Here is a 20,745-nt window from a genome sequence, read left to right on the forward strand (position 1 = left end):
TACTCTTAAACAAGAAGGATGCATCTAGTTACTGTAATAGTTCCAAACTATAACCATTCTCAATACTTAAAAAAAAGGATTGATACAATTTTATATCAATCATATCAAGATTTGGAAATCATCATTCTTGATGATTGCTCTACAGATAACAGCAAAGATATTATAGAACAGTATAGAATTTGCTCAAAAGTAAGTCACATTATTTATAACAAAGCAAATAGCGGTAGTACTTTTGCACAATGGAATAAAGGAATTAATCTTGCAGCCGGAAAGTATATTTGGGTTGCTGAAAGTGATGATTGGTGCGAGCATTCATTCCTTGAGAAAATGATGAATGTTTTTGAGGCAGATGCTACTTTGGGGTTAGTTTATTGCCAATCCTGGAAAGTAAATGAACAGGATGAAATTATCGGCAATATGAAGGAATGGACAGATTATGTTGATAATGAACACTGGAATCATGATTTTAAAAGCAGTGGCAAACAGGAACTACAGAGTTATTTCTATTTAAGAAATACGATCCCCAATGCAAGCGCTGTAGTTTTCAAAAAAGCGTTATTTGCTCCACTTTCTCCTCAAGTTCTGAAAATGCGGTTATGCGGAGATAAAATGGTCTGGACAGATTTATTGTCGCAGACGAATATTTATTTCATAGCTGACTCTTTGAATTATTTCAGGTTCCATAGTAACAATGTACGTTCAGGCATTCATTCTATCCAGAACCTTTATGAGAATTTTGTATGGTTTCACTATTTTAGCAAACGCATTCCTTTAAGTAAAGAAAAGTCTGCTCAGGTTAAACTGTGGCTGATGAACTGGTGGCAAAAAGTTGGCCGGGGTAATTATCAAAGCAAGTTTTTCAAGCGTATACTTTTATATGCTTTTAAAATAGATATTTCTTTTGGCTTTAAAGTATTAAACAATCTTATAGCAACTACTAAGTGGAAACAATGGAAAAGGACTGTGTAGCTGTTTATGTTATAGTTGTGTTATATAATGGCGCAAAATGGATTGGCAAATGTTTTGATAGTTTAAGAAATAGCACAATACCTGTTAAAATAATTGCCATAGATAATTGTTCTAAAGATAACAGTGTAAATCTTGTAAAAATAAATTACCCTGAAATAAGGCTTATTGAAGCTGGTGAGAATTTAGGTTTTGGAAGAGCTAACAATATTGGTTTGGCTATAGCCATTGAAGAAGGAGCAGACTATGTTTTTCTACTTAACCAGGATGCATACATACAGGAGGATACTATAGAAAAGCTAATTTATATAGCGCAGAAAAATAAGAATTTAGGCATTATCAGCCCCATTCATTTAGACGGAAGTTGGAATAAGCTAGACTATAACTTCTCAACTTATTTAGACCCTAACAAAACTCCTTCAATAATTTCTGATGCATTAACTTTTAAAGTTAGCGAATATTATTTGACAACTTATGTGAATGCTGCAGCCTGGTTAATTACTAAAGAATGTATTTTGAAGGTAGGTGGCTTTGATCCTATTTTCCCTCATTATGGGGAGGATGATGATTATTTGCAAAGAACTATCATTAAGGGTTACAAAATAGCTCTTACTCCATCTGCTTTTATAGCTCATGATCGCATACATCAGCCAAACTCTTTAATAACGAAAAATTTTAAACGGAAACTAATACACAACACACTAATACTTAAAGATCTCAGATATCAATATAAATCAAATATTAATGCTTTTATTATTAATCAGGTAACAGATATTTTTAAGAAGATTTTATTTAGACAATTCAGGTTAGCTCTCTTCATTTTAAGGACTTTTATGTTATCCTTACTAAATTTGAATAAAATTCGTCAATCTCGCTCTAAATCCCTAAAGGATGTTATGCCTTTTTTAGAAGCCGATAATAATTTCAAACATGTTAACAGTTAATGTACCTCTTTTTTCAGTACTTATAGCTAACTATAATAATGGGGAATATTTATTAGAAGCTATAGACTCTATTCTCAAGCAAACTTACAAAAATTGGGAAATAGTCATTGTTGATGACTGTTCTATCGACAATTCCCAGCAACTTTATAAAGAACTTAGACTCAACAGTAAAATCAAAATATTTACCAACGATAAGAACAGAGGTTGCGGCTATACTAAAAGCAGATGTGTAGCCGAAGCTAAAGGTGAATTGTGTGGGTTTTTAGATCCGGATGATGTTCTTGACCTGGAAGCTTTGGAAATAATGACTCAAAAGCATTTAGAACAGCCTATACATAGTTTAATATACTCAACTCATTACGAATGGTATAGTAAAGATTTAGAGTCTATTAGGCAATCAAACCATGTCGGCTCTATACCTTCTAATAAAACTCAGTTGACATTTAAGGGTCCAAAAATTTCTCACTTTGCCTCTTTTAAAAAAGAGTTATATCTACGTTCCGGTGGAATATCACCCTATTTAAGAAGGGCTGTAGACCAAGATTTGTATTTTAAATTAGAAGAACAGGGACCTGTCTTATTTATTAATAAGCCTTTATACTATTATAGACAGCATACACATGGTATTTCACAGGGTATTAATGTACCAGCCGCGAGATTATTCCATTTAGATGCAATATTTGATGCTTATAAAAGAAGACAAAACATTAACATAGATAATATAAATTTTAAAGAATATCTTAATTACAAGATTGAATATCAAAATTTGATAAAGATAAGAAGCTCCTCGATTATAAAGCATATTCAATGCGATATTAAATCCCTATTATTTAAAATTTTGCTTAAAGTAGTCTTTTAATTTGAATCCTCTGTTTTCTATAATCGTCACGACGTATAATAGACCACAGCTCTTAAAGAGAGCTGTGGATAGTATTATAAATCAAATTAATAATGAGTGGGAAATTATTATTGTTAATGATGGATCAGATATTGCTTATACAATAGATTTCGAAAGTATCAATTCAAATATTCGTTATTATTATAAGCAAAATTCTGGACTTCCTAGTTCGAGAAATTTTGGTATATCCAAAGCAAAAGGCAATTACATATGTTTTTTAGATGACGATGATGAATATTTACCTAATCATCTTCTGGTACTTGCAAATTTAATTAAAGAGAAACCTGGCGCTGGTCTTTATAGAACATTAACTAAAATTTCAAGCAGTGGTAAAGTAACATTACAGGAATTTAATTACAATGCTGATGCTAATACAGTTCAGAATCTTTTCTCCTGCATGTTAACTGTAAATAATGTATGTATCCCTAGCGAGGTTTTTGAGCAATATCGTTTTGATCCTTCTATTCCTATAGCAGAAGATTATGATCTTTGGGTAAGAATAGCTCTGAGACATAATTTTGTCCTAGCAAAAGAATACACTACCATTTATTACATAGGTGCAGGCTCTATGTCTTTTGGAGATATTAAAAAATATCGTTTGTATACCAGAATATACTCCTATTTATTATCTCATCCATCTATTTCAAACTTTTTAGATAAAGAGGAAATTAATAATATACTTTTTAAATATTATAAATTCTCAATCTATTATTCAGCTAATTTAAGGAACACTACAAGTGTATTATCTTCCTGCATCAAAGCTTTTAGATTTAGAAAGCAATATATATTTAGGAAAGAACCATATGTCCTCATTTTAAAATCAATTTTAAAAATATGATTGTAATTCGTTTAATGGGAGGATTAGGGAACCAAATGTTCCAATACGCTTTTGGTAGATATTTAGCTTTCAGAAATAATACATATCTTAAAATAGATTCAACTCTATTAGAGAGTAACGGTGGAGCAGTTACAAAAAGAGATTTCGAATTGCAAATCTTTAATATTGGATTTGTATACGCCACACCCAGTGAGATTAAAAAATTTAATGGAGTACCAAATGCCTCCTTCGTGGATAAGATTTCCTATAGAATGCGCAGAATGCTAGGTATTCACAAACTTGTTGTGCAGCAAGGTAACTCCTTTAAACCAGAATATTTAAATTTGAAGGCTAACACATGTATAGTTGGGAGGTGGCAGAGCTATAAATATTTTGAGGAGGTTGAACATTTGATTAGAAACGACTTTGAGTTTAAATGTTCTTTACCCACTGATTTAGAGCCTTTAATAGAAGCTATTAGAACTACTAATTCAATTTCAATTCATATTCGGAGGACTGATTATGTTTCGAATTCTTTATACGCAAGCAGATTAGGCTCTCTTCCGATTGAATATTATATAAAAGCTGTTAAGGTGATAAACTCTCTGGTTAATGATATAGCTTATTTTATATTCTCAGATGATATTGAATGGTGTGAAACTAATTTGAAATTTATTTCAGGTCCTACTACGTATGTAGATACTACTAACTATCCAAATTCTAATGAAATTGATCTTCATCTGATGTCTCTTTGCAAACACCATATAATTTCTAACAGCACATTTGCCTGGTGGGGCGCATGGTTAGGTAAATTTGATGCTGGGGTTACTGTTGCACCTAATAAGTGGGCTATTTCACCTGAATATGATGCAATAGATATCATCCCACCAAATTGGATGAGAATATAAGTTCTTAAATAATTGAACTATGAAAGTAGGTTACTTCTCACATACCTCCATAACTCCATCAGAAACTTTTATATATGATTTGTATAAAGGCTTAGAGCATAAAGGTCTCAACATTACATATTATTGCGGGAAATCTTCTGATGACGGCTCTGCTATAACTTCTATAGTATATACTGGTTATGCTGAAGAAGGTCTTAAAAAGTCTTTTTTAGCTTACAAAATTGGGCAAGTAGCAGGGAGAAAAGGCTTTAATTTTAAAAACGAGGTACAACAATATTATTCTTATAAGGTTTTAAAAAAAAGTGTGACTTCATTGCCTGATGTTGCTTATATAGACTATGCAACGTCGGCAACTTTACTTGTCGATTTCCTTTCCCACAACAAAATTCCATTCATTGTTCATGTTCATGGATATGATGTAACATCAGCTGTGAATGATGAGGTGTATAAGGAAAAACTTAAAATTGTTTTTTCTAAGGCAACATATATTATTGCTCCTTCACAACATCTAAGAAGGATGTTAATTTTATTAGGGTGTCCTGATATGAAAATACATGTGATTCATTATGCCGTTAATTCAAGTAAGATTATCCCTCTAAGTTGGGAAGCAAAATTGAAGAACGCACCTTCAATAATATTTTTAGGAAGATTAACTCCAAAAAAGAATCCTGTTGCACTTTTGCACGCATTTAAGATAGTAAAAGATACTATTAAAAACTCACGATTAACTATTATAGGTGACGGAGAACTAAGACATGAGGCTAGAGCCAAAGTTGGCGAATTAAATCTTAATAGTTCAATTGAGTTTTTAGGAGCATTACCACGTGAGAAAAGCTTTCCAATAATGAATCAACATTGGGTGTATGCACAACATAGCGTTATTTCTTCCAATGGAGATCAGGAGGGTTTTCCAGTAAGTTTAGCTGAAGCTGCAGCACATGCCTTACCTATTGTGTCAACCATTCATAGTGGAATACCCGAAAACGTTATCGATGGTGAGACAGGCTTTCTGGTTAATGAATTTAACTTTGAACTGATGGCTGAAAAGCTAATTTATCTTTTAAAGAATCCTGATATAGCAGAAAAGATGGGAGCGGCAGGGAGACAAAGGATACAAAGGATTTGTCAACCTGAATATAGGATTAACACTATTGCTGAATTGATCGAAGAGGCATATATTCTCAGTAAACACAGTGATAACATAGATAAGTAGCATGAAGTATAATCCTAAAAATATTACCTAACTATAGAATGCTATACATCACTTTAGGAGATCAACCATCAGGAGTTTATGAAGGTCAGGTGATTGATGTCTGCCACTTCCTAAATCAGAATTTCAATACTGATCTACGTTTGGTAGCCTTTCTTTCCATAAGAGATTTCAAAACCAATAAGTATAAAATCAAGACCGGCTATCCCAGGTCCATTGTGCTGCCCATGTTCCCAAAGCTCAAAAATTGGCAACTTAACTCGATTACGCTGGCGCTGGTCTGCTTGCTTACTGGCGAGCGCGCTGCCATTTGCCGGAATGTATTAGCTACAAACATTGCCTTAACACTCAGGAAGGTTGGGTTGCTTAAAAAAGTATGTTACGATGGCAGAGGTGCGATAGCAGCAGAATGGGAAGAGTATGAGGTGGTGGAAGAGGAATCTTTAAGGAAAGGAATTGCAAAGTATGAGAAAACTGCTGTGCTGGCATCAGACTATCGAATGGCAGTATCAACTAAATTAGTCTCTTACTGGCACGAACGTTATGGTTATACTTCAAAAGCGCATATCCTTATCCCCTGCACTTTGAGTTATCATTTTGATATTACGCTTCCGGGTGAAGCAGAAATTGTTCAATTAAGGAATGAATTTGGGTACCAAAAAGATGATATTATTTTAGTTTATTCCGGATCTACGGCTGGTTGGCAGTCTTTTGCGCTTTTACAGGATTTCCTGCAACCTTTGTTAGCATCTAACACATCCGTGAAAGTTCTTTTTTTGTCCAAAGAGGATGAGAACAACAAAGCATTTAAAGATGCTTATCAGGAGCAGGTAGCTATTAGATGGCTGAAACCGGATGAAGTTAACAAATTTCTGACTATTGCTGATTATGGCATTCTTATACGTGAAAATACTGTTACTAATAAGGTTGCATCACCAACAAAGTTTGCAGAATATATGATTTCTGGATTAGCAGTTATTATCACTCCTGATTTGGGCGATTATACGCAGTTTGTGATTAATAATAACTGTGGCTTTGTAACAGACGGAAATGATGTAGCAATTTTAAAACCCACGGCTTATGCAGAAAGAGTTAGATTGAACGAATTGGCAAAGCTGCATTTCATGAAAGAGTCAAGCGCCAACAGGCTACAATATGCGCAATTAGTTCAAACGCTTTCTATCTAAATATATAATGAGGATAGCGTTACTAACTGATGGGATTTATCCGTACGTGCTGGGCGGCATGCAGAAGCACTCTTTTTACCTGGCTAAATATCTGGCGAGAAATAAAATATTCGTAGATTTATATCATACAGGAAGTATAGAGGCAGATACAAAGCAGTTAAGGGAGTTTTCGGAGGAGGAACTTGCATATATAACACCTAATTATATTCCTTTTCCTTCAGTCAGTAAGCTACCCGGGCATTATGTTTTAGAATCCTATTTGTATTCAGAACGGGTATATAAACTACTAAGGGGTAAAGAAGCTGTGGACTTTATCTATGCTCAGGGTTTTACTGGTTGGAAGACAATCGCCGAAAAGAGAAAAGGCAAGTCTTTACCCGCAATTGGAGTAAATTTTCATGGCGTTGAGATGTTTCAACAGTCACCAAATCTTAATGTAAAGCTTCAGCACTTGCTATTAAGAGCACCCGTAAAATATGTTTTAAAAAATGCAGACCTAGTATTTTCTTTAGGTGGTAAGCTTACAGCGATTCAAGAAAAGCTAACTTTGAGGAGAATAATTGAAACCCCTATAGGTATTGAACAACATTGGCTGGAGGAAAATCTTTTAGTAGAGACAAACAAAGACAGAAAATTCGTATTTATAGGCCGCTACGAAAGGCGAAAGGGAATAGAGGAACTTCAGGAAGTTATAAATAAAATTTCATCAAGTTATGCTTTCAGCTTTAGCTTCATAGGCCCTATCCCAAACGATAAACAGCTTGAACTTACGAATGTAAATTACCTGGGCCTCATTAAAAATGAGATAGAGATAAAGCGTATTCTGCATGCCGCCGATGTACTGGTTTGCCCCAGCTACTCAGAAGGGATGCCAACAGTAATATTGGAGGCGATGGCTTCCGGTTTAGCAGTTATAGCCACAGACGTAGGGGCTGTAAGCGCATTAGTTAGTGATCAAACGGGTTGGCTGATTCCGGTTGCTGATAAGGAGTCACTTCAATTAGCTATAACAGAAGCTATTAATATGGATACGCAGGTGTTGCTTCAAAAAAAGGAAGCTTCCAAACGTATGATAGCAGAAAATTTCACCTGGGACACAATTATCCAAACCACAATAGACAGCATCAATTCGATTGTTCACCAAAGGCACCCATACCATATATCTGAAGGATAACAGTGCAGCCACCTCCTTTGGTGGCTATAAGCAGCTATTTACGCTCCTCTTATTGTGGCTTATTACAGGCATCACATTAGGTATGCTTTCAATTCCCATATTGGTGTTGTTCGCGCTGTATTTGCAGAACCAGGGGCGGCATTTATATCTGTTCATCTTATTCTTCTTTACGCTGATACTTTCAGACAGCAGGATATATGCTTTGTCTTTCTCACAAGACCTGAAGACATTCCTGGTGCTTTTACTCTTGCTGCCATTCCTCTTTCCAAGACGAGTTAATCTGCCACTGGATTTTTCAAAATCCTTCCACCCTGCTTTTGTGCCCTTTGCGGCCTTTGCCTTTTTCTGCATTGTCTTCAGCCCCGAGCCCTTCACTGCTTTCCAGAAAACGCTCTCCTATCTACTGCTGTTTATCATCGTGCCTGTGTTATTTTACAGCCTTTACAAAGTATATACCACCCACTTTCTCAAAGCAATTATTTACCTGGGAGGGGGGTTTTGCTAGCGGGCTACATCATGTACCTGGTAAATCCTTCCTGGGTGATGTACAATGAAGGCGGCCGATCGTCCGGTGCCCTGGGAAACCCCAACGGTCTGGGAATGTTCTGCTTCTTATTCTTTCTTCTTTATTTTACCATCCGGCACTACTTTCCGAAGCTATTTTCAAAGAAAGAAAATATTATCATTTTAGGCCTGATTTTCTCTTCCTTACTCTGGAGCGGTTCGAGGGGGCAAACGCTGGCTGTCTTGATTTTTTTTGTAACCCAATTTCTTTCGAAGCGAGGTAAAACGATTGGTTTGCTCTTATCTGCAGTCATCGGCATTATGCTGGTGAGCATCGAGATAGATATTGTAGCCATTGCGCATACACTGGGCTTTGAGGAGTATCTACGGGTGGAGACATTAGATGCAGGCGGCGGCAGGGTAGTGGCACGGGAGTTTGCCTGGGAGCAGATTCAAAAGAATTTCTGGATTGGGAGAGGCTTCAGCTATACCGAGTGGATATACAGACAGCATTTCTGGGAGTTAAGTATGCTGGGGCACGAAGGCAACGCCCATAACGCCTTTCTGACTGTCTGGCTGGATACCGGGTTAATCGGATTAATTCTTTTTATTATAGCTTGGGGCATTTTATTTCTGAGGGCATCCAGGAATTCCTTCCTGGCATTTCCCATTGCTTTTGCGCTTATTGCTTCCAATATGGTGGAGTCCTGGTTGGTAGCCTCCTTAAACCCTTTCACTATTCAGGTGCTGATGATTCTCACGCTGCTTATATATATCGTGAAGGATCAACCAAGGTCTTATTTAAAAGTGACTCAAAAGAATGTGCTTCCTCTCCAGCTTGGTCAGACGCATAGGCAGGAAAGATAAATGCCTATCTTTGCAGGCTTTCTGCCAGAAACCGAATGAAAACAAAATTCCTTTTCTTATACACAGAACTGGCCGGTTACTTCCTTTCCTGCATTAAAGCGCTGGTAGCGGAGCATCCGGCGGAGGTGCATCTGGTACGCTGGCCTGTCAATGAAGAGGCACCATTTTTATTTGAGATACCTGAAGGTGTGATTGTCTATGAGAAGCAGGAATATAAACGTGAGCAACTCGTGGCGCTCTGCCAACACATACAGCCCGGTTTAATCTTTTGTAGTGGCTGGATAGACAAAGATTACCTGGCGGTAGTGCGGTCCTTTAAGAAGCAGATTCCGGTGCTTGTCGGCATGGACAATCACTGGTTTGGTTCCCCAAAGCAGCACGTCGCGCGCCTATTGGCTCCGTTTACGCTGCAGCGCCTTTTTACCCACGCTTTCGTGGCCGGTGCCCCCCAGAAAGCATATGCTTTAAAGTTAGGTTTTAAAGAACTGCAAATTTTGCAGGGATATTACTCAGCGGATGTTGCCTACTTCAACAAGATTTATCAGGAGACAAAAGCTCAGAAAGATACTTCCTTCCCGAAACGCTTTATATATGTGGGGCGTTATGTGCCGCAGAAGGGGATAACTGATTTGTGGCAGGCATTTGCCCAGCTGCAGGAAGAGCACCCAAATGAATGGGAACTGTGGTGCCTGGGTACGGGCCCTTTAGAGGGAGAAGCGCTGCCACATGCTAAAATAAAGCATTTCGGGTTTGTGCAGCCAAGCCAAATGCAGGAGTATAGTAGCCAGACAGGGGTATTTGTGTTACCTTCGCATTTTGAGCCCTGGGGGGTGGTGGTGCATGAGTTTGCCGCCGCCGGTTTCCCCTTGCTTTGCAGCAACAAGGTAGGGGCCGCCACGGCTTACCTGCAGGAGGATGTCAATGGCTTTTCGTTTGCTGCGGGTGATGTGAACGGCCTGAAGGAGGCCATGAAAAAAATGGTCAGCCTGTCGGATGCAAAGCTGCTGGAGATGGGGGAGAAGAGCGTAGCTCTGGCTTTGCAGAACACACCCTCTATATGGGCAGATAAATTGATGGGACTGGTGCAGGAAGGGGAGGGGTAATAAGAGGTTTCCAACCACCCCTGCCCCTCCTGGGGGTGAAGGGGCCCCCTTTAGGGTCTAAGGAGGGGAGTCAGCTACTGCCTCTTTAAACATTAAGAATTATAGCTGACGTTAAGGTAACGTTATATATAATTTATATATAACAAAGCATATGTAAGTTATATATATAAATTCACATGAATCATGGAAGGAAGGAGAAGCAGTAAGTAAAACTCCCCGCCTTAGACAAGGAGGGGCAGGGGTGGTTTGAAAAGTCAAGCTTACAAGTATTAATATTTTAATCCGTTATTTCCAAAGAAGTTGCAGTAGCAGCATGGAGTAACTGAGAAAGTCCCCCTTTGAAGGGGGCAGGGGGATGAAGAAGGGGCTGCTTCATCTAAGCAGCTGTAGCTGTGTACTTACAGCTAGCCTCAGATGTTGGTTGAACAGCTATCAGCAGGAGCCATCATCCCCCTTACCCCCTTCAAAGGGGGACAAATAGCGTACTTGCATAACATCAGTTTATAAATTCTAATTAAGACGAATGTGCGGCATTAGTGGCATTATAGGGATAGCGGCACCTGAAGAGGCAGGCAGGACATTAGACGCCATGAACGGGGCCATCGCACACCGCGGTCCGGACGATTGCGGCAGCTTTGTGGTTCCGGGTGTTGCCCTGGGGCAGCGCAGGTTGTCTATTATTGATTTGTCCTGCGCCGGTCACCAACCCATGCTCAGCGCAGACGGAAACCTGGTGCTGGTATTCAACGGCGAGATCTACAACTACCGGGAACTGAAGCAGGAACTCCGGGACTACCCGTACCAGACGCAGACAGATACAGAGGTGATCCTGGCCGCCTGGCAGAAATGGGGCCGCGAATGTGTGCATCATTTCAATGGCATGTTTGCCTTAGCCATCTCGGACAAGGCTAAAAATGAAGTTTTCCTATTCCGGGACCGCCTGGGGATAAAGCCCTTGTATTATTTTCAGCAGGGGCAGCGCCTGCTTTTTTGCTCAGAGGTGCGGGGGCTGCTCGCCAGCGGACTTGTGCCCCGCAAACTGAACAGGGCTGCCCTGGCGGATTACCTGCGCTACCAGACGGTGCATGCGCCGGAGACGATGGTGCAGGGCGTGCAGATGCTGCTGCCGGGCCATTACATCCATATCAGCAAGGGAGAGATAACTACTTCCAGCTACTGGTCGCCGGAAAAGAACTACAGCCGGGAGGCGGAGGGGAAGCCCTATGAGGAGGTAAAGCGGGACGTGCATGACTTGCTGCAACAGGCGGTAGCCCGGAGGTTGGTGGCCGATGTTCCCTTCGGAGCCTTCCTCTCGGGCGGCATCGACTCCAGCGCCATTGTCGGGCTTATGAGCCAGGTGGCCTCGCAGCGGGTAAAGACGTTCTCAGTCACGTTTGAGGAAGAAGCCTTCAGTGAGGCCAGATTTGCTGCTGCCATTGCCAGAAAGTTTGACACAGAACATACCGAAATAAAACTTACACCCGATGATTTCCTGGAACTGATACCGGCGGCATTGCAGGCCATGGACCACCCGAGCGGCGACGGGCCGAATACCTTTGTAGTCTCTAAAGTAACCAAGGAGGCCGGGATCACGATGGCACTTTCGGGTTTGGGGGGCGATGAGTTGTTTGCCGGGTATGATATGTTCACACAAATGGCTACCCTGCACCGGTACCAGTGGCTGGCTTCAGTGCCGCTGGCGCTCCGGCGCGTGGCGGGCAAGTCGTTGAAAACATTGAAACCCTCCGTGGCCACCAACAAAATAAACGAATTGCTGGGCCTGACATCCTGGAAGTTAAGTGATGCCTATCCAATTATCCGGCAGGTGCTCCCGGATGATTATCTTTTGCAACTGACGGGCCGTGAAGCGCTGGAAAAGAACCGGGTACAGCAGTTGGTGGAGGCAAGCCGGCAGCGGCAGGAACAGCTGTTACCAGTCCTGAGCCGAGTATCGGTGGCGGAGATAGGCTCTTATATGCAAAACACCCTGCTGCGCGACACCGACCAGATGAGCATGGCGCATGCGCTTGAAGTGCGGGTGCCCTTCCTGGATTACAAGCTGGTTGAATATGTGCTGGGGGTGCCGGATAGCTATAAATACCCGACCTCACCCAAGAAGTTGCTGACTGACGCACTGGGTGATCTGCTGCCGATGGACATCATCAACAGGCCTAAGATGGGCTTTGTGCTGCCCTGGCAGAACTGGCTGAAGCAGGAGCTATATGCCTTTGCAGACGAGAAGCTGAAAAACCTCGGCAAGCGGGGCCTGCTACGGCCGGAGGAACTGCATCAACTGTGGCAGCGCTTCCTGCGCGGGGATGTTGCCGTGAACTGGGCGAGGGTATGGGCGCTGGTCGTTCTGGAAAACTGGCTGGAAGAAAATGAGCTTGAAGCATAAAAAACGTATCCTTATCACCATCGACTGGTTTCTGCCAGGATATAAAGCCGGTGGGCCGATACAGTCATGCGCTAATCTTATCGCGAACCTGAAGGAAGAATATGACTTCTGGGTAATCACACGGAACACAGACTATACCTCGGATGAACCTTATGCGGATGTTCCTGCTAATAAATGGCACCAGTTGGAACAAGGCGTGCAGGTGTATTATTTCTCGGAGAGCCATCTGAGTTATGCCTCTTTGAAGGAGATTATGCAAAGCGTTCTGGTGGATGTGGTTTATATCAACGGCATCTTCTCCAAATATTTTTCAATAATGCCCTTGCTCATCGCTCGAAAGAACAAGCTAGTGCCTGTGGTGATAGCGGCACGGGGCATGTTCGCACCTGGGGCGGTTGATGTGAAACCAGGCAAGAAGAAAGCTTTTTTCTTTGCTGCCAAGTGGCTGGGGCTCTACAAGGGCATTACATTTCATGCGACGAATGCAGCTGAAGAGGAATATATACATGCGAAAGTAGGGAAGCGGGTAAAAGTAGTCATAGCGCCCAACCTGCCGAAATCAGTGAAGAATGGGGACGCACACCCTGCTGCGCCAAAGCAGCAGGGTGTGCTCAAGCTCGTAAGTGTAGCCCGGATATCCCCCGAAAAAAATACGGATTTTGCGCTCCAGGTTTTAAATGACAAAGCCTATGCCGGGAAGATAATATTTGATATATATGGGCCGGTAAACGAAGAATTTTACTGGAAAGAATGTCAGCAGCTTATAGAGAATCTGCCTGCTAACATAGCCGTTACGTACCATGGCAGTCTTCCCAGCAGTGAAGTGTCTGCCACGCTATCGAAATACCATGCCTTGTTCCTGCCCACAAGAGGAGAAAATTTCGGACATGTCATTTTAGAGAGCCTGGCAGCAGGCTTGCCAGTTATCATCAGCGACCAAACCCCCTGGAGGGGTTTGGAAGCCTTGCATGTGGGATATGACTTGCCTCTGGCAGACTGGCCCCGGTTTTCTGCCGCTATCCAGCAAATGCTGGCTCTGGATCAGGATTCTTTCAACCGCATGTCAGGGAATGCACTCCAATTTGCGCGGCGGTTTATACAGGATGAGGCCTTGGTGGCCGCAAATAAAGCGCTTTTTGCATGATGCAGGGAAATAAACAAAAAGTCCGCCTTGCTTCCTACAACAACGACTGGTACCAGTCGGGTGCCGGGGTCGTGAAGCGCACGCTTTGGTATGTGGTGAATGCGCTGCTCTTCATCAACCCGCTGAACCCGGCGAGTGCTTTGAAAGTGCAGTTGCTGCGCCTGTTTGGGGCAAAAGTGGGGGTGGGCGTTGTCATCAAACCTGCTGTGAACATCAAGTATCCCTGGCTGCTGGAGGTGGGGAACCACGTATGGATAGGGGAGGAGGTTTGGATTGACAACCTGACGACGGTGCGGCTACAGGATAACGTGACCTTGTCGCAGGGGGCCATGCTGCTGACCGGCAGCCATAATTACAAAAGCGCTTCCTTCGACCTGATGGTGGGAAAGATTATGGTAGAAGAAGGGGCCTGGGTTGGTGCAAAAGCCATTGTTTGTCCAAATGTAAACTGTGGCTCTCACAGCGTGCTGGCCGCTGGCTCCGTTGCCACAACTGATTTAGCGCCCTATACCATCTACCAGGGAAACCCAGCCCAGCCGAAACGCAGGAGAGACATTGGCTGATCTTAGAGGCGAGCTATGATGGCGATCTGCCCTTATCTCGAATGGCGTTCAGTTAAAGATCTTCCATTGTCATCGTCATCTCGAACAGCGGGAGAGATTTTACCCCTCCACATGGGAAGTTGCCCCACGTTTCTGCTATATGAGTGGCTGAGATTATCTAATTTAAAACTCTTTGTTCCTTAACGTACACGGTTCCTTCTCCTGTTTTTAGGAGAGGGTTAGGGAGAGGTGAATTTAAAGCAAAAGAAACGACTTCTCATATATCCTGAACCCATCAGATATAGGTATAAATGGCAAATTCCCGCCTGGGGACATAAGCGCACTTTGCATAAAAAATTTCTGTTTACCTTTGCTGCCGGATACCTCGTATAGTCGCCCGTGAAAATTTCCATCATCACCATTGTCTACAACAACCGGGAAACCATCGCAGACGCCATCGAGTCTGTGCTGGCGCAAACTTACCCTGACATTGAATACATCGTGGTGGACGGGCAGTCGACGGATGGCACGGTGGAGCTGGTGCAGAGCTATGGCGACCGGATCAGCAAATTCATTTCTGAGAAAGACGCGGGCCTGTATGACGCCATCAACAAAGGCATCCGGCTGGCTACCGGTGATGTGGTGGGCCTATTGCACTCCGACGACCTCTTTGAATCGAGGGATGCCATCAAAGCAGTGGCAGCAGCTTTCAGGAACAACGGGACGGAAAGCATTTATGCAGACCTGGTGTATGTGAGCCGGCAGGATGCAGGAAAGGTTATTAGAAACTGGAAATCGGGGATATATAAAAAAAATAATTTTTTATATGGCTGGATGCCACCCCATCCCACTTTTTACGTAAAGCGGGAAGTTTATGAGCGGCTGGGGCTCTACAACACGAAGTTCAGAAGCGCGGCCGACTACGAGCTGATGCTGCGCTACCTCTACAAGGAGGGCATCAGCACGGCTTATGTGCCGGAGGTGCTGGTGCGGATGCGGGTAGGAGGCAAAAGCAACGTAACGCTGGCCAACAGGTGGCGGGCCAACCAGGAAGACTTCCGGGCCTGGCAGGTTAACGGCCTGAAGCCCCGCTACTACACGCGCTTCCTGAAGCCTATCCGGAAACTTGTTCAGTTTCTGTAGCTTATCAGCGGAATGGACCCACCTCCTGTCCTTCCTCTTGCAACCTCCTATCTATAGGGGATGGGAGCCTCGGGAAGACACTGGCAGGTAATGCGGGAAAACAGGGCAGGAGGTGGCTTATTGCTGTGTGGCTCCGGAGCCGGAATTACTGCGGCTCTCTGGAGTGGCTGCTTTTAAACAGTGGGATGAGGCGTGTTGCAGCAGCGGAAAAAATGAAACCTGCTTTTTGTATTAGAGTATATATATCACACAATATTATTATATATTAAAGTTAGACTGAAAGAGTCTTTAGAAACATGAGCAACAACGGAAAGAGTACCGCGGTAGAAAACGCCAGGATCGCCATTATCGGGTTGGGGTATGTCGGTCTGCCGCTGGCCATTGAGTTCGGTAAAAAGTACGACGTGCTGGGCTTCGACATTAACCGGGAGCGGGTACATGAGCTGAGCGAAGCCATCGACCGCACCCAGGAAGCCAATATGGCCGATCTGGAGCATGTCATCAGCCTTAGAAGGAACAGCGACAAGCAGGACGCCGGGCTGCAGTTCTCTTATAATGTGGAAGACCTGCGCGCCTACAACACCTTCATTGTGACGGTGCCCACACCCATCGACCAGTTCAAGGCGCCGGACCTGCGGCCGTTGATCAAAGCATCCGAAATGCTGGGCAGCATCCTGAAAACCGGCGACCTGGTGATATATGAATCTACTGTATACCCCGGCTGCACCGAAGAGGACTGTGTGCCTGTGCTGGAGCGCGTTTCGGGCCTGCAGTTTAACAAGGACTTTTTTGCGGGTTACTCGCCAGAGCGCATCAATCCGGGGGACAAAATCAACACGCTCACCAAGATAAAGAAAGTGACCAGCGGCTCTACGCCCGCCATTGCCTCGCGCGTGGACGACCTGTACCGCTCCATCATTGAGGCGGGTACGCACAAGGCGCCCAGCATCAAGGTGGCCGAAGCATCCAAGGCCATCGAGAACGCGCAGCGTGACGTGAACATTTCGTTTGTGAACGAACTCGCGCTGATATTCGATAAAATAGGCATCGACACGAATGACGTGATTGAGGCGGCGGGCACGAAATGGAACTTCCTGAAGTACAAGCCGGGCCTGGTGGGAGGCCACTGCATTGGCGTGGATCCTTATTACCTGGCGCACAAAGCGGAGTCGCTGGGCTACCATCCGGAGGTTATCCTGTCCGGCCGCCGGGTGAACGACAACATGGGCCAGTTTGTGGCCGACAAGGTGGTGAAGCTGATGATCAACAAAGACCATAAGATCAAGGGCTCCAAGGCGCTGATAATGGGTTTCACTTTTAAGGAGAACTGCCCGGATGTGCGCAACACGCGCGTGGTGGATATTTACCAGGAGCTGTTACAGTTTGGCCTGCAGGTGGATATATACGACCCTTGGGCGGACATGGCGGAGGTAGAGCACGAGTACGGCATGCAGATACAGAACAAGCTGGATGAAAACGTGGTGTATGACGCCATTGTGGTGGCGGTGGCCCACAACGAGTTCCTGAACTTCGACTACCAGAAGTACAAGCGCAACAACGCCGTTATCTTCGACACCAAGGCCTGTCTGGACAGGAGCCTGGTGGATGCAAGGTTGTAATTTGCAGCAGAATTTATATATAGAAAAGGCCGGGAGATTACTTCGCCCGGCCTTTTTTGCTTTTAAGTTCGTGTTTCCACCCCTTAGGCCCAATGCCGTCTATTTCCCGAAAAGCGTAAAGGTTTTGTGGCCTTTTAGGGGAATAAGGAAATCCTCCAAAACTTTCCTACGCATTGAGAAATCCGGATGAGCACTCCTTGAGTTGAAGGCTTTACCCTTTTCCCTGGTTTTTAGAGGGAAGCTCATTTACATGACCGGCACATGGCTAAAATGGCGTGTTCTTAAAGCTATATATAACGTGAACTCGGGAATTATTGTGCCTAAGCTTGTAGCCGCTGTTCATCCCTCTGGGCTTAACTTACTTTAAGTTCTATAGCTGGGTGTGGTGCTCTCAGGCCGAGAGGCCTCCCCGAAATGCTTCGGGGTAAACTAATCTCCTTCAGCACTGTGTAGCTGAAGCTGCCGGGGGTAGGGGCCCTCTATTCGCTCTGCTCAGGCTGCCTTACTGCGTGCGGCACCGCAACATCTACAAGGTGCCTCAGGTGAAAACTGGAAACGGTTTCACTCTGAGTCAGTGAGTGTTTTATTATAATCATTTCAATAGCAGAATATTACATTCAATTAATTCCCGAATTCACGTTATATATACTGCGGGAGCAATATCTCCAGCATATATTATTAGGAGAGGGTTGGGGAGAGGTAGAAATTGATGAAGCGGCAAAGAAAAAACTCGCAGTTGAATAGGGGAAGCCTCAAAGGATGGAAAAGGACATAGGTAGCGGGCACAAAAAAAGCCTGAGGGTTTCTCCTCAGGCTTTCGCGGTCTGGACGAGACTCGAACTCGCGACCTCCGCCGTGACAGGGCGGCATTCTAACCAACTGAACTACCAGACCAAAAATTTTTACTCTTCGGAGCCATCTGCCCCACTTCCGCTATGTACTTTCCGCAGTGTTATCTGCGGTCTGGACGAGACTCGAACTCGCGACCTCCGCCGTGACAGGGCGGCATTCTAACCAACTGAACTACCAGACCGTTTCTTTTCCTCTCCCGCTTTTCGTTAGAGTGATGCAAATGTATATGCTTATTTCCGGATGTGCAAGACGCGCGGCTCTTTTTGCGCCTATATTTTAGCGGCTGCAGTCTAAATTCTTCATTTACAATATAAAAATTTTTGGGCGCAGCATAAAGTGCGAACTTGTTCACCATCCTAAACGGAAACTGTTAAATTTGTGTCCTAAACAAGGAGGAACCCATGCTTTTAGATTTCGAACAGCCCATTGCGGCCCTCGAGGGCAAATTGAAGGAGATGAAGACGCTGGCGGCCGAGAGCCAGGTGGACGTGTCGGAGGCGGTGAAGGCCCTGGAGGAGAAGATAAAGACGCTGAAGAAAGAGACCTATGCCAACCTGACCCGCTGGCAGCGCGTGCAGCTGTCGCGCCACCCCGAGCGGCCCTATACCCTGGACTATATAAACGGCATCACCGACAAGTTTGTGGAACTGCACGGTGACCGTACCGTGAGCGACGACAAGGCCATGATTGGCGGCTTTGGGGAAGTGGCCGGGCGCAGCATCATGTTTATCGGGCAGCAGAAGGGGCGCAACACCAAGCAGCGCCAGATGCGCAACTTCGGCATGGCCAACCCCGAGGGATACCGCAAGGCGCTTCGCCTGATGAAGATGGCCGAGAAATTCAACCGCCCCATCGTCACGCTGATCGACACGCCGGGGGCCTTCCCGGGCCTGGAGGCGGAAGAGCGGGGGCAGGGCGAGGCCATTGCCCGCAATCTGAAAGAAATGTTCATGCTGAAGGTGCCGGTTATCTGCATCATCATCGGGGAGGGCGCCTCGGGCGGTGCGTTGGGCATCGCCATCGGCGACCGCGTGATGATGCTGGAGAACACCTGGTACTCCGTTATATCCCCGGAGTCCTGCTCGTCTATCCTGTGGCGAAGCTGGGATTACAAAGAGCAGGCCGCCGAGGCGCTGAAACTGACGGCAAAAGACATGCTCCAGAACAGGCTGATTGACGGCATCATCAAAGAACCACTTGGCGGCGCGCACCTGGACCCGGAGAAAATGATGCGCACCATGAAAAAGGAAATCGTGAAGCTGCTGAACGAACTCGACCCGCTGGATCCGGAGGAGCGCATCATGCAGCGCATAGAGAAATTCTCGCAGATGGGCGTGGTGCTGGAGGGGTAGTTGGTTGGTTGTTGTTGATCGTTTATACCTAAAATGGTTAAATGGTTTTTGCTTGTTAAATGGTTACTAATTCTTGGTTGTTAAACTGTTAAATGGCTGATTTTTCTCATCTGAGGAAGTTAAACTGTTACTGCAACTAAATATAATCTTAACCATTTCAACTTAGTGTTTATATCAGTTATTCAACGATCATCATTTCAGCAGTTTCGGAATCAACATAAAAACAACCATTTAACCATCCAACCATTTAACAATCATAAACCAGCAATCCTACGCATGAAGCTACACGTGATAGATACCGGGTTCTTTAAGTTAGACGGGGGCGCGATGTTCGGGGTGGTGCCGAAAACCCTCTGGCAGCGGACCAACCCGGCCGATGAGAACAACCTGTGCACATGGGCCATGCGCTGCCTGCTGGTCGAAGACGGCGACCGCCTGATCCTGATCGACAACGGCATTGGCGATAAGCAGGACGCAAAGTTCCTGAGCCATTACTACCTGCACGGTGAGGCCACCCTCAAAAGCTCGCTGCACACGGCTGGCTTCGCGCCGGAGGATATAACGGATATGTTCCTGACCCACCTGCACTTCGACCACTGCGGCGGCGGCGTGCAATATAGTTCCAGCGGCGCACCGGAGTTGGTGTTTCCTAATGCTATATACTGGTCCAACGCCGACCATTGGGAGTGGGCCACCAAACCGAATGCCCGTGAAAAAGCCTCTTTCCTGAAAGAGAATATCCTGCCCATGCAGGAAAGCGGTCACCTCCGGCTGATTGATCCGGCTGTTCCGTCGCCGTTCCCGCAGTTCGACATCTTTTATGCCAATGGCCATACAGATAAAATGATGGTGCCGGTGATTCCCTACAAAGGCAGAAAGCTGGCCTACATGGCCGACCTGTTGCCCTCCACCGGCCATATACCACTGCCCTATGTGATGGGTTACGACACCCGCCCGCTGCTGACGCTGGACGAAAAGGCCTCCTTTCTGACGAAAGCGGCCGCGGAGGATTACGTGCTGTTCCTGGAGCACGACCCTGTTCACGAGTGTTGCACCGTTGCGCAAACAGAGAAGGGAGTGAGGCTGGCAGAAACATTCACGTTAGCGGAGCTTTGAG

Annotated in this window: 18 protein-coding genes and 2 tRNA genes; 18 read left to right on the forward strand and 2 right to left on the reverse strand. The window is 44.7% G+C overall.

Features of this window, described 5'->3' with window-relative positions; genetic code table 11:
• The first annotated feature begins 18 nt into the window (after positions 1 to 18).
• From GSQ62_RS00275 to GSQ62_RS00350, 16 genes are all read left to right on the forward strand, one after another.
• Positions 19 to 969 carry a glycosyltransferase family 2 protein gene (locus tag GSQ62_RS00275; RefSeq protein WP_161887645.1) on the forward strand — a complete coding sequence of 317 codons (951 nt, stop codon included), beginning with the start codon at positions 19 to 21 and terminating at the stop codon, positions 967 to 969.
• Positions 951 to 1,910 carry a glycosyltransferase family 2 protein gene (locus GSQ62_RS00280; protein ID WP_161887646.1) on the forward strand — a complete coding sequence of 320 codons (960 nt, stop codon included), beginning with the start codon at positions 951 to 953 and terminating at the stop codon, positions 1,908 to 1,910. The genes GSQ62_RS00275 and GSQ62_RS00280 overlap by 19 nt, the downstream gene beginning before the upstream one ends.
• On the forward strand, positions 1,897 to 2,769 hold the full coding sequence (locus GSQ62_RS00285) for a glycosyltransferase family 2 protein (protein WP_161887647.1): 873 nt from the start codon (positions 1,897 to 1,899) through the stop codon (positions 2,767 to 2,769). Before GSQ62_RS00280 ends, GSQ62_RS00285 begins: the two co-directional genes overlap by 14 nt.
• 1 nt (position 2,770) lies before the next feature.
• Positions 2,771 to 3,646, forward strand: a complete 876-nt coding sequence (locus GSQ62_RS00290; protein WP_262886638.1) for a glycosyltransferase family 2 protein — start codon at positions 2,771 to 2,773, stop codon at positions 3,644 to 3,646.
• Complete coding sequence (locus GSQ62_RS00295; protein WP_161887649.1) at positions 3,643 to 4,533, forward strand: alpha-1,2-fucosyltransferase; 891 nt, start codon at positions 3,643 to 3,645, stop codon at positions 4,531 to 4,533. Before GSQ62_RS00290 ends, GSQ62_RS00295 begins: the two co-directional genes overlap by 4 nt.
• Before the next feature lie 19 nt (positions 4,534 to 4,552).
• On the forward strand, positions 4,553 to 5,746 hold the full coding sequence (locus tag GSQ62_RS00300) for a glycosyltransferase family 4 protein (RefSeq protein WP_161887650.1): 1,194 nt from the start codon (positions 4,553 to 4,555) through the stop codon (positions 5,744 to 5,746).
• 38 nt (positions 5,747 to 5,784) lie between these two features.
• The gene (locus tag GSQ62_RS00305) at positions 5,785 to 6,930 is read left to right on the forward strand and encodes a glycosyltransferase family protein (RefSeq protein WP_161887651.1); all 1,146 of its coding nucleotides are present in this window, start codon (positions 5,785 to 5,787) and stop codon (positions 6,928 to 6,930) included.
• Between the two features lie 7 nt (positions 6,931 to 6,937).
• The gene (locus tag GSQ62_RS00310) at positions 6,938 to 8,104 is read left to right on the forward strand and encodes a glycosyltransferase family 4 protein (RefSeq protein WP_161887652.1); all 1,167 of its coding nucleotides are present in this window, start codon (positions 6,938 to 6,940) and stop codon (positions 8,102 to 8,104) included.
• Positions 8,064 to 8,609 carry a hypothetical protein gene (locus tag GSQ62_RS00315; protein ID WP_161887653.1) on the forward strand — a complete coding sequence of 182 codons (546 nt, stop codon included), beginning with the start codon at positions 8,064 to 8,066 and terminating at the stop codon, positions 8,607 to 8,609. The genes GSQ62_RS00310 and GSQ62_RS00315 overlap by 41 nt, the downstream gene beginning before the upstream one ends.
• A 38-nt stretch (positions 8,610 to 8,647) precedes the next feature.
• Entirely contained in the window at positions 8,648 to 9,475 is an 828-nt protein-coding gene (locus GSQ62_RS00320; protein WP_161887654.1) for an O-antigen ligase family protein, read from the forward strand.
• Positions 9,476 to 9,510: 35 nt separating this feature from the next.
• On the forward strand, positions 9,511 to 10,578 hold the full coding sequence (locus GSQ62_RS00325; protein ID WP_161887655.1) for a glycosyltransferase family 4 protein: 1,068 nt from the start codon (positions 9,511 to 9,513) through the stop codon (positions 10,576 to 10,578).
• 523 nt (positions 10,579 to 11,101) lie between these two features.
• The gene (gene asnB / locus GSQ62_RS00330; protein WP_161887656.1) at positions 11,102 to 12,976 is read left to right on the forward strand and encodes an asparagine synthase (glutamine-hydrolyzing); all 1,875 of its coding nucleotides are present in this window, start codon (positions 11,102 to 11,104) and stop codon (positions 12,974 to 12,976) included.
• A complete protein-coding gene (locus tag GSQ62_RS00335) occupies positions 12,966 to 14,120 on the forward strand; it encodes a glycosyltransferase family 4 protein (protein ID WP_161887657.1) in 1,155 nt (384 codons plus the stop codon). Before asnB ends, GSQ62_RS00335 begins: the two co-directional genes overlap by 11 nt.
• Positions 14,117 to 14,683, forward strand: a complete 567-nt coding sequence (locus GSQ62_RS00340; protein WP_161887658.1) for a WcaF family extracellular polysaccharide biosynthesis acetyltransferase — start codon at positions 14,117 to 14,119, stop codon at positions 14,681 to 14,683. Before GSQ62_RS00335 ends, GSQ62_RS00340 begins: the two co-directional genes overlap by 4 nt.
• A 378-nt stretch (positions 14,684 to 15,061) precedes the next feature.
• Positions 15,062 to 15,805 carry a glycosyltransferase family 2 protein gene (locus tag GSQ62_RS00345; protein WP_161887659.1) on the forward strand — a complete coding sequence of 248 codons (744 nt, stop codon included), beginning with the start codon at positions 15,062 to 15,064 and terminating at the stop codon, positions 15,803 to 15,805.
• A 296-nt stretch (positions 15,806 to 16,101) separates the two neighbouring features.
• Positions 16,102 to 17,424, forward strand: a complete 1,323-nt coding sequence (locus GSQ62_RS00350) for a nucleotide sugar dehydrogenase (protein ID WP_161887660.1) — start codon at positions 16,102 to 16,104, stop codon at positions 17,422 to 17,424.
• Between the two features lie 820 nt (positions 17,425 to 18,244).
• On the opposite strand, the gene GSQ62_RS00355 is transcribed toward GSQ62_RS00350, so the two are convergent.
• Positions 18,245 to 18,318: transfer RNA gene (locus GSQ62_RS00355), tRNA-Asp, on the reverse strand.
• 65 nt (positions 18,319 to 18,383) lie between these two features.
• Positions 18,384 to 18,457 (reverse strand) — tRNA-Asp (locus tag GSQ62_RS00360).
• A 220-nt stretch (positions 18,458 to 18,677) separates the two neighbouring features.
• On the opposite strand from GSQ62_RS00360, the gene GSQ62_RS00365 reads away from it, so the two are divergent.
• Both GSQ62_RS00365 and GSQ62_RS00370 read left to right on the forward strand, forming a co-directional pair.
• On the forward strand, positions 18,678 to 19,628 hold the full coding sequence (locus GSQ62_RS00365; protein ID WP_161887661.1) for an acetyl-CoA carboxylase carboxyltransferase subunit alpha: 951 nt from the start codon (positions 18,678 to 18,680) through the stop codon (positions 19,626 to 19,628).
• 276 nt (positions 19,629 to 19,904) lie between these two features.
• On the forward strand, positions 19,905 to 20,744 hold the full coding sequence (locus tag GSQ62_RS00370) for an MBL fold metallo-hydrolase (protein ID WP_161887662.1): 840 nt from the start codon (positions 19,905 to 19,907) through the stop codon (positions 20,742 to 20,744).
• Position 20,745: the final 1 nt, after the last annotated feature.

This window comes from Pontibacter russatus (genome assembly GCF_009931655.1).
GTDB lineage: Bacteria > Bacteroidota > Bacteroidia > Cytophagales > Hymenobacteraceae > Pontibacter > Pontibacter russatus.